The sequence below is a fragment of the Oerskovia merdavium genome, assembly GCF_014836755.1.
Taxonomy (GTDB): Bacteria; Actinomycetota; Actinomycetes; order Actinomycetales; family Cellulomonadaceae; genus Oerskovia; species Oerskovia merdavium.
This window is the reverse complement of the sequence record NZ_JACSQF010000002.1, coordinates 12896-25571: the sequence shown is the minus strand read 5'-3', so window position 1 is coordinate 25571 and position 12676 is coordinate 12896. Positions and strand designations below refer to the sequence as shown.

12 protein-coding genes are annotated in these 12676 nt (G+C 72.5%); 4 read left to right on the top strand and 8 right to left on the bottom strand.

The features are described 5' to 3' along the window. Positions 1-85: 85 nt before the first annotated feature. The 3 genes from H9641_RS02290 (at position 86) to H9641_RS02280 (ending at position 2800) form a co-directional block, all read left to right on the top strand. The gene (locus H9641_RS02290) at positions 86-1738 is read left to right on the top strand and encodes an MDR family MFS transporter (RefSeq protein ID WP_225219866.1); all 1653 of its coding nucleotides are present in this window, start codon (positions 86-88) and stop codon (positions 1736-1738) included. Between the two features lie 119 nt (positions 1739-1857). Next, a complete protein-coding gene (locus tag H9641_RS02285) occupies positions 1858-2334 on the top strand; it encodes a MarR family winged helix-turn-helix transcriptional regulator (RefSeq protein ID WP_318244334.1) in 477 nt (158 codons plus the stop codon). Position 2335: 1 nt separating this feature from the next. Beyond that, positions 2336-2800 (top strand): DUF2809 domain-containing protein, encoded by a 465-nt coding sequence (locus H9641_RS02280; protein ID WP_191800674.1) that lies wholly within the window; start codon positions 2336-2338, stop codon positions 2798-2800. A 20-nt stretch (positions 2801-2820) separates the two neighbouring features. Here the strand turns inward: H9641_RS02280 and msrB are convergent, their stop codons facing one another. After that, a complete protein-coding gene (gene msrB / locus H9641_RS02275) occupies positions 2821-3270 on the bottom strand; it encodes a peptide-methionine (R)-S-oxide reductase MsrB (protein WP_191800672.1) in 450 nt (149 codons plus the stop codon). Between the two features lie 176 nt (positions 3271-3446). Next, the gene (locus H9641_RS02270; protein ID WP_318244364.1) at positions 3447-4883 is read right to left on the bottom strand and encodes a DEAD/DEAH box helicase; all 1437 of its coding nucleotides are present in this window, start codon (positions 4881-4883) and stop codon (positions 3447-3449) included. Positions 4884-5421: 538 nt separating this feature from the next. Here H9641_RS02270 and H9641_RS02265 point away from each other — a divergent pair. Further along, a complete protein-coding gene (locus H9641_RS02265) occupies positions 5422-6168 on the top strand; it encodes a M50 family metallopeptidase (RefSeq protein WP_056649170.1) in 747 nt (248 codons plus the stop codon). A gap of 31 nt (positions 6169-6199) precedes the next feature. Here H9641_RS02265 and H9641_RS02260 read toward each other — a convergent pair whose 3' ends face one another. The 6 genes from H9641_RS02260 to H9641_RS02235 form a co-directional block, all read right to left on the bottom strand. Further along, positions 6200-7171 (bottom strand): CU044_5270 family protein, encoded by a 972-nt coding sequence (locus tag H9641_RS02260; protein WP_191800668.1) that lies wholly within the window; start codon positions 7169-7171, stop codon positions 6200-6202. Further along, entirely contained in the window at positions 7168-7791 is a 624-nt protein-coding gene (locus H9641_RS02255) for an RNA polymerase sigma factor (RefSeq protein WP_318244333.1), read from the bottom strand. The genes H9641_RS02260 and H9641_RS02255 overlap by 4 nt, the downstream gene beginning before the upstream one ends. 1 nt (position 7792) lies before the next feature. Continuing rightward, positions 7793-9730, bottom strand: coding sequence for an ABC transporter ATP-binding protein/permease (locus H9641_RS02250; protein WP_191800664.1), 1938 nt, complete (start codon positions 9728-9730; stop codon positions 7793-7795). Positions 9731-9734: 4 nt separating this feature from the next. Further along, a complete protein-coding gene (locus H9641_RS02245; RefSeq protein WP_191800662.1) occupies positions 9735-10955 on the bottom strand; it encodes a peptidoglycan-binding domain-containing protein in 1221 nt (406 codons plus the stop codon). 48 nt (positions 10956-11003) lie between these two features. After that, positions 11004-11885: a hypothetical protein gene (locus H9641_RS02240; RefSeq protein ID WP_191800660.1), complete on the bottom strand. Its 882-nt coding sequence runs from the start codon at positions 11883-11885 to the stop codon at positions 11004-11006. 288 nt (positions 11886-12173) lie between these two features. Next, positions 12174-12458 carry a Fe-S cluster assembly protein HesB gene (locus tag H9641_RS02235; protein WP_056649148.1) on the bottom strand — a complete coding sequence of 95 codons (285 nt, stop codon included), beginning with the start codon at positions 12456-12458 and terminating at the stop codon, positions 12174-12176. Between the last annotated feature and the right edge of the window lie 218 nt (positions 12459-12676).

Genomic DNA, 12676 nt, shown 5'->3' with positions numbered 1-12676 from the left:
CCCCGCCCACCCGGCCCAACCTCCGCCGTCGGGCCTTGCCACGACGTTTCGACGAAGAAGCACGACCTATGAATGTGAGACCTGTATGAGCGCTACCACCACCATGACCCGGAAGCAGGTGCTGGAGTCGTTGTCCGGCATCCTGCTCGGGATGTTCGTCTCGATCCTCGCGACCTCCGTGGTCTCGAGCTCGCTCCCCAAGATCATCAGCGACCTCGAGGGGTCGCAGTCGTCGTTCACCTGGGTCGTCACCGCGACCCTGCTGACGACCACCATCTCCACGCCCATCTGGGGCAAGCTCGCCGACCTGACGAACCGCAAGGTCCTCATCCAGGTCGCGCTCGTCATCTCCGTGGTCGCGGCCGCCCTCGCGGGCCTCTCGCAGAACGTCGGCACGCTCATCGCGTTCCGCGCCCTCCAGGGCATCGGCGCCGGTGGCCTCATGGCCCTGGCCATGGTCCTGATCTCGGACATCATCTCCCCGCGCGAGCGCGGCAAGTACATGGGCCTCATGGGCGCGATCATGGCCGTGAGCCAGATCGGCGGCCCTCTCCTCGGCGGTGTCCTCACGGACACCGTGAGCTGGCGCCTCAACTTCTTCGTGGGCCTGCCGTTCGCGATCGCCGCGATCGTCGTGCTCCAGCGCACGCTGCACCTGCCGCCCGTCCCCCGCCGCATCGTCAAGATCGACTACTGGGGCGCGCTGCTCATCAGCGCGGGTGTCTCGACCCTGCTGCTGTGGGTCACGTTCGCGGGCAACAACTTCGAGTGGGTCTCGTGGCAGAGCGCCGTCATGGTCGTCGGCTCGGTCCTCGCGCTGGTCGCGGCGGTCCTGGTCGAGAAGAGCGCGGTCGAGCCCATCATCCCGCTGCACCTGTTCAAGAACCGCACGTTCGTCCTCGCGGTCCTCGCGAGCGTCGCGGTCGGTGTCGCGATGTTCGGCACGGCCGTCTTCCTGAGCCAGTACATGCAGGTGGCCCGCGGCAAGACCGCGACCGAGTCGGGCCTGCTGACGATCCCCATGATCATCGGGACGTTCGTCGCCTCGACGCTCATCGGCCAGCTCATCACGCGCACCGGGCGCTACAAGGCATTCATGGTCGCCGGTGGCGTGTTCCTCGTCGCGTCGCTCTACGCGCTGTCGACGATCGACTACCAGACGAGCTTCGTGCTCATCAGCGTCTACCTGTTCTTCCTGGGCGCCAGCATGGGCATGCTCATGCAGAACCTCGTGCTCGCGGTCCAGAACACCCTGGACGTCTCCGAGATGGGTGCCGGCACCTCGACGGTCGCGTTCTTCCGCACCCTGGGCGGCGCGATCGGCGTCTCGGTCCTGGGGGCGATCCTCGCGAGCAAGGTCACGACCTCGATCCAGGACGGCCTGGCCAAGATGGGCGTGCCGACCGACGCGACGGGTGGCACCGTGCCCGACGTCAGCACCCTGCCCGCCCCCCTGCGTGACCTGGTCGAGCGCTCCTACGGCGACGGCATCGCCGACATCTTCCTCGTGGCCGTGCCGCTCGCCGTCATCGGTCTGATCTGCGTCCTGTTCCTCAAGGAGGTGCCGCTCGGCACCAAGTCGGGCCTCGACGAGCGTCTCGAGCGCGAGCTCGCGGCCGGCCTGACGGACCTGACCGACGAGATCGAGCAGGAGCACGAGGGCGACTTCGACGCCGAGCAGGCCGTCCTCGCGGGGGCCGGCGACGGCGCCCCGTCCGGGCGCAGCGCGTCGCGCTGACCGCCCACCTGCCGGACCTCACCCGGGGCCGTCGTGGATGCTTGTTCCACGGCGGCCCCGCTGCACGCCATGATGGGGCCGTGACCTCGCCCTCGCCGACCGACCAGCCGGAGCCGACTGTGTCCTCAACACCCACCACCTCGCCCAGCGACGAGTCGCCCCTGTTCGCGCTCGAGCGCGAGCTGCGCGTCCTGACCCGCCGCGCGGGATCGTCCGCGAACGCGATGGCCAAGCGCATCCACCCCGACCTCGACGCGAGCGCCTACCCGCTGCTCGCGCACATCGCCGTGAACCCCGGCGTGCGGGGGTCGGACCTCGCGCAGCAGTTCGGCGTGGGGCGCGCGACCATCTCGCGCCAGCTCGCACGGCTCGAGTCCGTGGGGATGGTGTGCCGCGAGGTGGACCCCGACGACTCCCGCGGCCAGATCATCACCCTCACCGAGGAGGGCGCGACGCTGCTGCGGACCACGCACGAGCGGCGCGTCGACTCGATCTCGCAGGCCCTGAGCGACTGGTCCTCCGACGACGTCGCAGCCCTCGCGGGCCTGCTGCACCGCTACTCGGAGGACGTCGTGCGCTGGCAGGCGACGCGCTGAGATGACGGGTCGGCCGGACGCGGTGCCCGCGGGGCGGCGGGGTTCCGCGCCGTGGTGGCACGGTGCCCGACGCCGCAGCCGCCCGCGCGTCCTGGCCGTCCTCGCGGCCGTGGTCGTCCTGGGCCTCGTGGTGACGACGCAGGTCCCCGACCCCGTCGGTGACGTGGTCGGGGACCTGCTGTACGCGGTCGCGGTCTACGTGGCGCTCGTGCTCGTGGCCCCGCGGCTGAGGCCGTGGGTCGCGGGGGCCGTGGCACTCGCGTGGTGCTGGCTCGTCGAGGCCCTCCAGGCGACGCCCGCGGTCGGCGCGGTGCTCGACGTCGTGCCCGCGGCGGCGTGGGTGCTCGGGAGCACGTTCAACGCGCGTGACCTGCTGCTCTACCTGCTGGGCGTGCTGCTCGCGGTCGGCCTCGACCTGGTCGTGGACGCCAGAGCGGGCGTGACCTCGAGGTCACGCCCGCTCTGACACGCGGCTGCCGGGACGGCTCAGGCCTCGGCGTCCTCGAACGTCAGGCTGAGGCTGTTCATGCAGAACCGGTCGCCCGTCGGGGTCTGGGGCGCGTCGTCGAACACGTGCCCCAGGTGCGAACCGCAGTTCGCGCACCTCACCTCGGTGCGGACCATGCCGTGGCTCCGGTCCTGGATGAGCTCGACCGCGTCCGACTCCTTGGGCGCGTAGAAGCTCGGCCACCCGCAGTGCGAGTCGAACTTGGTGTCCGAACGGAACAGCTCGTGGCCGCACGCCCGGCACCGGTAGATGCCCTCGCGCTTCTCGTCCAGGAGCTCACCCGTCCAGGGGCGTTCGGTGCCGGCCTGTCGCAGCACCGCGTACTCGTCGGGGGCCAGCTCCTCGCGCCACTTGGCCTCGGGCTTGGCGACCGGGTACACCTTCTGCGAGAACAGGCTGCTGGTCGTGTCGTGGGTCTCGTTGGTCATGCTCCACCTCCGACAGCGACAACCGTCGCCGGACTGCAGGTGTTCCCGGTGGCGCGACGAGCCCGGTCCCCGGACGCAGAAGGCCCCGGCGGCGATCCGAAGATCACCGCCGGGGCCCTGCTGGGTCGTTCACCTGCGTCCGGCGGGAGGCTCCCGTCGGGCCGGCTGACGAAGGATCAGTACGACGACGACGAGTACACCGTCGCCGAGCCGCCACCGCGCTGCGCGCGACCGCGGCCGCCACGACGACGAGCCTGCGCACCAGCGCCGCCCTCACCGCCCTGCGCCGACTGGCCGCGCCCACCCTGGGCGCGCTGCGCCGTCGGGCCTGCAGACTTGGCCGGGGCCGCCGTGCGCGTCGCACGCGTCCCACCGTTGCGCGACGGCGTGCCACGACGGGCCTGCGTCTGCGGCGGCGTGATGTCCGCGGGGCGCACGTACTCGGCGACCTCGCCGACGAGCGACGTGATCGCCGCGTCACCCGGGGCGACCGACTGCGGCTGCGCCGTGATCTTCGCCTTGCGGGTCAGGTCCTTCACGTCGCTGCGCTGCTCGGGGAGCATGACGGTCACGACGACGCCCTCGGAACCGGCGCGGGCCGTACGGCCCGAGCGGTGGAGGTACGCCTTGTGCTCGGCCGGCGGGTCGACGTGGACGACCAGCTCGATCTCGTCGACGTGGATGCCGCGCGCCGCGATGTCCGTCGCGACGAGCACGCGGACCGAACCGTTCGAGAACGCCTCGAGGTTGCGCTCGCGCGCCCCCTGACCGAGGTTGCCGTGCAGGTCGACCGACGGGATGCCCTGCGCCGTGAGCTGCTTCGCGAGCTTCTTGGCCTGGTGCTTGGTGCGCGTGAACAGGACACGACGGCCCGTGCCCGACGCGAGCTGCTGCACGACGTCCTTCTTCGCGTCCGCGTCACGGACCGCGAAGATGTGGTGCGTCATGTTGGAGACGGGCGACTCGGCCGAGTCCACCGAGTGGCTCACCGGGTTGCTCAGGTAGCGCTTGACGAGCTGGTCCACGCCGTTGTCGAGCGTCGCCGAGAACAGCAGGCGCTGGCCGCGCGTCGGGGTCTTGTCCATGATGCGCTTGACGCCGGGCAGGAAGCCCAGGTCGGCCATGTGGTCGGCCTCGTCGAGGACCGTGATCTCGATGCCGTCGAGCGACAGGACGCGCTGGTTGAGCAGGTCCTCGAGGCGGCCCGGGCAGGCGATGACGATGTCGACGCCCGCGTTGAGGGCGCTGACCTGGCGGCTCTGCGCGACGCCACCGAAGATGGTCGTCGTGTTCAGGCCCAGGGCCTTCGCGAGCGGCTCCATCGTGGCGTTGATCTGGTTCGCGAGCTCACGCGTGGGGCACAGGACCAGTGCGCGGGGGCGACGGGCGGCGCGACGCGTGTCCGACTGGGACAGGCGCGTGACGACCGGCAGCGAGAACGCGAGGGTCTTGCCCGAGCCCGTGCGGCCACGGCCCAGGACGTCGCGGCCCTTGAGCGTGTCCGGGAGCGAGGCGACCTGGATGGGGAAGGGCGACTCGATGCCCTGGCTGCTGAGCTCGCGGACCACCGTGGTGGGGATCGCGAAGTCGGCGAACGTCAGGCCCTCGGGCACGACGGTCGGGACCGACGAGCGGACGGGGGCGGGACGCTGCTCGCGCTGCTCACGAGGAGCGCGCTGCTCACGGTTGGCGCCCGCGGGGCGGCCCTGGCCGGCGCCGCGGCCGTCGCGCGAGTCGCGCTCACGGACGGGGCGACCGTCGCGGGTCACCTTGGCGGGACGCGAGTCGCGGCCGTCACGCTCGTCGCGGGCCGGGCGGGCCCGGTCGTCGCGAGCCGGGCGGTTGGTGTCGCGGGACTGCTGTCCCTGCGACTGGTTGGTGCGGGGGGCTGCGGCGTTCGGGCGCACGGCAGCACGAATGGGGTTGTTCAAGGGTTTGCCTCTCGGGCGTAGGGTCGGGGTTCGCCGCAAGAAATCCAGGGAACTCCACGACGCTGGGCGCGCAGAGATGCGCAGCCACGGTCCCCACTCTCTCATGACTGGGGCGTGCGTGCGTCGATGGTGATCGACGTCTCCACATCCCTCACCGGACTCTCACCTCCCCCGTGGCCCGCCCGAACCCCTCACCCACCGCACATGTGACCGTGGTGGAATGTCGCCCGTGGACTTCATGAGCTCAGTGGGCGACGTCATCGGTCAGATCTGGTCGGCCGCCACCACGCCGGTGCCCGCGCCGGCCTCCGCGATCGTGCTGTCGATGTCGCTCGCGGCCCTGATCGTCGTGGTCTTCACGCCCGTGTGGCGCGTCGCGCGGCACGTCGTGACGATCGCGCACGAGGGCGCCCACGCCCTGGCGGCACTCCTCACGGGTCGGCGGCTGAGCGGCATCCGCCTGCACTCCGACACGTCGGGCCTCACGGTCTCGTACGGCAAGCCGCGCGGGTTCGGCATGGTCCTCACGGCCTTCATGGGGTACGTCGGCCCGGGCCTCGTGGGCCTCGGGGCGGCCGCGCTGCTCAGGGCTGGCTACGCCGTCGGGCTGCTGTGGCTCCTCGTGCTGCTGCTGACCCTCATGCTGCTGCAGATCCGCAACTGGTTCGGGCTGTGGTCCGTGCTCGTGAGCGGCGTCGCGCTCGTGCTCGTGTCCTGGGCCGCGACCCCGCCCGTGCAGAGCGCGGTCGCGTACGCCGTCACGTGGTTCCTGCTGCTGGGGGCCGTCCGCCCCGTCCTCGAGCTGCAGGTCTCGCGCAGCCGCGGCAAGGCCCGCCAGTCCGACGCCGACATGCTCGCACGCCTCACCGGCATCCCGGGGATCGTGTGGGTCGGGGTCTTCCTGCTCGTGACGGTCGGCGCCGCCGCGCTGGGCGGCTACTGGATCGTGTCGCCCGTCGGGGCGTGAGCGGTCGGGCACGCGCGGCCCCGGGCCGTCATCAGCACGAGACGTACGGGACCGAGCCAGGCCCGCAGTGGTAGGGCTCGACGTCCGGGGCGACGTCCCGGTAGCCCCGCTCGAGCATGGTCGCGCGGTAGGCGAGAGTGCCGTCGGCATCGATGGTCCGCACCTCGAGCAGCGTGCCGTCGCTCGGGTCGATGAGCAGCACCTCGCGCTGACCGATCTCCTGCATGAAGTCCGCTTCGATGCCCGTCACCGGACGACCGGCCGAGTCCGTCATCGCCCCGAGCAGCTCGGTGCCCGGGGCGGCGGCGAGGACCTGCCAGAGCGCTCGGCGGAGGTCAGGAGAGGCCGGGCTCTCGCGCAGGAGACCCACCACCTGCGTCCACAGGTCCCACTCGTCTCCGTGACCCGAGGGCGAGAGCCCCTCGGAGAGGCGCCGCTCGAGCGCCCGGGGCTCGGTGGGCAGCTCGGCCAGCTCGTCCCACGTGATCGACTCACCGTTCCCGAACGTGGACATCTCGCCCTCGTCGTCGAGGTCCATGACCCGCGTGAGGCTCGGGTCGAAACCGTCCTTGCCGTCGTAGAAGGCCATGAAGGAGACGCCCCCCTCGTCACGGAGCACCGTGTCGTCCCTCGACAACCAGATCTCGCGTTCGTAGGGGAACGAGTACGGGTCCTCCACCTGAGAGCGCATGTACAGGTACTGCCCGCTGAGGGGTGGCTGCTTGGCGGCGTTCTCCGCCGCCTCCAGCAGCACCTGCTCCGCAGAGGCCGGTGTCGTGGCGACCAGGGCCACCGCGACGGACGTGAGCAGGGCCGCGACGACCGTCGCCCATCGGCGCAGCATCGACGCGGGCCGACGTCGCTGGTCCTGGTGCGGGGTCGTCACGATCCGGTGCAGGGCCGCTTCCGACCGAGCCAACTCCTCCGGGGTCAGGGGGACGACGTGGACCGGGTTCGCGGCCGCGAGCTTCTGCAGGACCGGGTCGTCCATGGGGTCTTTCATGGCGTGCTCCCTTCGGTGAGCGTGGGCATCGAGCGACCGTCCTGGCGAGGCCGCAGATCGGGGTCCGACCTCGCGTCCGGGGCGGGCCGCACCTCGGTGGCGGACCGCGAGCTCGAGGCGGGCTCGTGCTCGACGGCGTCGAGCGACCGTCGCAGGCGTCGGCGTGCTCGGGTGAGGCGCATCGAGAACGCGGCGCGCGAGCAGCCCAGCACCCGAGCGGCCTCGGCCGAAGTGAGCCCGTCCCAGGAGACGAGCGAGAGGACGTCTCGGTCCGTGTCGTCGAGGAGCGCCCAGGCACGGCGGAGGTCGATCGACATGTCCGCGAGCGCCCCGTCGTCGGCCACCGGCGCACGCTCGCCGCTCACCCGGAGCTCGAGGCGCCGTCGCCGGACCGTGGCACGGTGCCCGTTCGCCAGGATGTTGCGGGCCACCCCGAACAGCCACGGCCGCATCTCCTCGGCCGGGACGCGACCCCGGCTGCGCCACGCCACGGCGTAGACCTCCGACGCGAGGTCCTCCGCGTCGTCGTCGACCCGCCGGCGGAGGTAGGCCAGGACGTGCGGGTACGTCTCTCGGTACATGCCGGCGAAGGCCGCTTCGACGGCGCTGTCGCGGCTCACGTCAGGACCGTACGGCATCGGCGGGCTCGATCCTTCCGGCGGCGATCGCTGGTGGTAGTCCGCCGAGGAGCCCGAAGACGAGCGCACCGGCGAGGGGGACGAGCAGGAGGCGCTCGTCGAACATCGGCTGCCACCTGGCGGCCGCGGTCACCACCATGATCGCCACGAAACCGACGGCGAGGCCGACGACCGCGCCGAGGACGGCGAGCGCGGTGCACTCGCCCACGACGAGCGTGACGAGCTCGCTCCGTCGCGCGCCGAACGCCCGTCGCACGCCGAGCTCGGCCGTGCGAGAGCTCACGCTCAGGAGATTGACGAAGACGACACCGACCAGCCCTGCGAGCGCGGCCACGACGGCGAGCACCTGCAGGGAGGCCGAAACGCTGTCCTGGAGCTCTCCGCGGAACGCGTTCGGCTCGAGCACCGGGTGGATGGTCATCCGGGTGGTCTGGAACGGGTCGGCCAGGTCGTGAAGGCGGTCTGCGACGTTCCGCGCCGCGCCCGGGACCGTCTCGACGAACAGCTCGCTCGAGAGCGACGCCGCCAGGTCGCCGGTCGCTCCCGGGCCGACGAAGGCCGATCCGGTCGCCGTGCCGGACCTCGACGCGGTGACCAACCCGACGACCCGGAGCGGGGCGCCCTGGACCGTGATCTCGGGGCTCACGTCCAGCTGTGCGACGCCGAGCCGTCGGGCGAGGTCCGTGCCCAGCAGCACCTCGTCCTCGGCAAGGACGCGGTCCTCCCCGGGAGCCCATGTCACGGCGGTGTCGGTGATCGCCCCCGGGGCCTCGTCGACCTCCACGAGATCGACCGTCAGGGCCGCGAGCGCTCCGTTCGCGACGGGGACCCCCGTGCGATACCGCCAGTGCTCGACCCCGGTCACGCCGGGGAACTCGGCGACGGTGCCGACCCGGACGGGCCATCGGGCGTCGGAGGTCCCGTCCGCGGCCAGCGCCGCGGTGACCTGCGTCGCCCGTTGCGCGTCGAAGAGCTCGGTCACCTGTCCTGACGCGCTCTGCGCGAGCCCCAGCGCCGTGACGGCCAGGGCGACCGCGACCGCGGACGCGAGGGTGCCGCTCGCGGTCCGCCCGGCGTTGGACGTGATGCCCTGCGCCACGAACCGCAGAGTGCGCGCGAGGCGCGCGGTGAGCCGGGTCCGCGGCCTGCGATCACGCGTCGGCAGGTCTCCCCGGTCCTGGTCCGGCCCGTGGGCCGGAGTCGTGGCGTGGGCGCTGTCGGCCACGACGAGGCCGTCACGCAGGGTGACGACACGGTCGAGCCGCGCAGCGACGTCGGGCTCGTGCGTGACCACGACGAGAGCCGCCCCACGCTCCGCGGCGCGACGCTTGAGCTCCTCGATGATCTCGAGCGACTGGGCCGAGTCGAGGTTCCCGGTCGGCTCGTCGGCCAGCCACAGGCGGGCCGGGCGGGCGAGGGTCCGTGCGATCGCGACCCGCTGCATCTCCCCGCCCGACAACGTCCGGGCCAGCGCCTGCTCCTTGTGCTCGAGCCCCACCGCGCGCAGCGAGCCGGTGACGACCTGGTCGGCGTCGTCGAGCGAGGCGTTCGAGTAGCGCAGCCCGAGCAGGACGTTCTCGCGCACGCTCAGCGCGGGGATCAGGTGCGACCGCTGGAAGACGAACCCCAGCTCCGAGGACCGCCACTCCGCCCGCACCCGGTCCTGCGCGGCCTCGACGGGGTGCCCATCGATGAGCACCTCCCCCTCGTCGGGGGCGTCGAGCAGCCCCAGCACGTTCAGCAACGTGCTCTTCCCGCTGCCGGAGCGTCCGACGACGGCCACGCGCTCCCCGGGTCCGATGACGAGGTCGACACCGGCCAGCGCAGTGGTCCCGTTCGCATACCTGCGGGTGATCCCCCGCAGCTCGATCAGCGGGCGCCCCGCCGATTCGGTCGGACCGAGCAGATCCTTCTCGAGCACGACGTCAACCAACCCGCACCTCCGTCCCCTCACCCAGCGTGACACCGTCACCGGCATCGCCGTCGCCCGCGCCGGCGCCCGCCCCGGCGGCCCCGCGGGCCCCCCCCCCCCCCCCCACCCGCGCCGCGCCCGCGCCCCCCACCCCCCGCCCCGCCCGCCCCTCGCGCACGTACACGTACGTCCGCCCGGCACGTGTCACGACCGCCGCCACGGGCGCGAGCAGCCTCTCCCCGTCCTCCGCTGCCGGGTTGTCGATCGTCAGGACGTAGGAGGAGCCCGCGCGGACGGCGCCCTCGGTGAGCAGGCTGACGGTGACCTCACCCGTCTCCGTCGGCGACAGCGCCGTCACACGTGCCGTGGCCTCCGCGCCCGAGTCGTCCGTGAACCGAGCGGCGGCATCCACCGCGAGCGCTCCGACCGATCCCTGGGGCAGCGTCGACGTGAGCACGACCTGCCCCGTCCCGAGGGTGAGGAGGCCCGTGTCAGCGGCGATGCCGGTGCCGACCGTCGTGATCCCCTCGACCACGGCCGGCAGCCGAGGCACCGTCAGCACCTCGGACTGCAGGACCCCGGGGCCCTTCGCGGTGGCCGCAGCCCCCGGACCGGCCGCCGGGACCGTCGTCCCGTCCGACGGCGCCGCGGCGCCCGGGGCCGCCGTCTCCGGAGCACTCGCTCCGGGCGAGGGCGCAGCCGCAGCGTCGAGAGTCCCGAAGGCGACCTCGGGCGCCGCGTAGCCGGCCGACCGGTACATGGACCGCACGGCCGCCTGGGTCCGCGGGCCGTACTTCCCGTCGGGCCGGCCCAGTGCATACCCTGCGGCCAGCAACCCCTTCTGCAGGGCCAGGACGTCGTCGCCCTCGTCCCCGGGGCGAATGTCGCGGTAGAGCGCGAAGGCCCCTTCGAGGACGAAGACCGGTCGCCCGTTGACGCGGAACGGGACCGACCCCGGCGACAGCGTGTCGCCGGCGGACCGGTCGACGGACGTCACCACGCCGGTCAGCGCGGCCGGAGGTGTGATGACGACGCTCTGCTGGTTCTGGGCCTCGACGGTCATCGACACCGGACCGTTCAGGTACCCACGGTCCAGCGCGACGACCACGGGCTCGGGGGCCGGGGGCTCGGCGCGGGCCGCCGCCTGCTGAGGCGACTCCATCCTGACCGCGAGCAGCCACGCCCCGACCCCGACGATGACGATCGCCGCGACGGCGAGCACGAGACGTTTCATGCTTCTCTCACCGTTCTGCCCGAGGGCACCGTCTGTCCCATCGCCCGATCAGCCCAGCTCGTTGATGACGGCGTCGATGCGCTTCTGGTACTCGAGGTAGTCGTCCCGGGTCGCCTCGAACCCCTCGACGTCTCGTCCGATCGCGGCGAGCTCGCCCTCGACCCGGGCGTGGAACACCGCCTCGTCGTACCCCTCTGCCCGGCAGCGCGCATCGATGACGGCCACCTCGCGCTCACGGTCCGACAACGGGACCTCCGTGTCCACGACCATCCCGTCGGCGTTGCCGATCGGACCGGTCACCGACTCCGACGGCATCTCGACCGGGCGCTCCGGCAGGTCGACGACCCCTGCCGGTTCCATGCACGTGCGCCACGCCTGGATCGCCTCCTGGACCCGCGCGTCCCCGTCGACCGCCTCCCAGCCCGCTGCCTCGACCGTGCTCAGGTAGCGGGCCGGGACGGCCCCCAGCCGTTCGTCGGTCCTCTGCCCGCACGCGATCATCGCGTCCTGCATCGCGGAGGTGACCTCGACGCCGTCCGGTACCCCGCTGCCCCGTGCCGGCTCGGACCTCAGGTGCGGGTACCCCCACTGCTGCGCGATCTGCTCGTCGAAGCGCGCCTGGCCCGTGCGCGCGTCGAACAGGGTGGGCTCGCCCCCGGGTTCCGCCGGGCGGTACTCGACGACGCCCTGCAGGCACTCCTGGGCGAGGAGGTCGCGGGCGTACCCGTCCCGCGGGTCGTTGAACTGGGGGACCAGCTCGTACACGGGGGTGAGCGTCGCCGTCGACTCGTCGTAGCCGTAGCGCGAGGTGTCCCCTCCCTGCTCCGGCCCGTCGGCCGCGCCGGCAGCGGAACAGCCCGCGAGGGCAGCGGTCACGAGGAGCCCGGCGATCAGTGCACGAGGTCGCACGGGGCGAGCAGTGGTTCTCATACCCTGCTCATGGCTCGCGGGGCGCGAGGTGCAACACCCGGGTTTTCTGGACGAGCCGGACGGGGCGGCCGGCCGCGACGGGTGACGGGACGCCGGGAGGCCCGGGCGGGCGCACGACGACGGGCCGCCCGCTGCGTGCGGACGGCCCGTCGAGGTGATCGGGTGCGTAGCCCTGCCGGGCCGGGAACTTTCCGAGGAGGAGGGGGGTCGGCTCCCGGGACGGGCGGGCCGCGCAGCCGGTCGAGTGCTGGTGCGGGCGGTCAGGCCCCGCAGGTGGTGCCGGGCCGGTCAGGCCTGCGGCGTGAGGACGAACCCGGGTCCCTCGGTCGCACGAGGATCGGTGTCCAGGGTGAGGTTCGCGAGCGCGATCGAGGTGGTCGGCTCGACGAAGACGCGTGCGTCTCCGCTCTCGACGACCGTGTCGTCGGGCAGCGGGCTCGGGACGAGGGCCAGCTCGAAGTCGCCGGACTGCGGCGCCGACTCGGCGATCCGGAGGCCGCCACCGTCGGGCACTCCGGCCCGCGTGGTGAGGTCCTGGACTGCATCGCGGGCGTTGTCGGTCAGGGTGAGCATGAGAGCTCCTCTCGGTTGCCTGGGGACGCACGGGACGCCTTGCGACGATCCCCGACGTGCGCCTTTCGGTTGCCTCCAACCAAACAAGGATCGGCCGCGATCGCAAGGTCGCGGGCCGATCCACGGCGTGTCTCTCACCCAGTGGGATCGGGCGCGACAGGTGGGCCGGGCTCGCGTTAGGGTCCGCGCACGCGGGGGCGTGGGGTCGCCACCGGTGA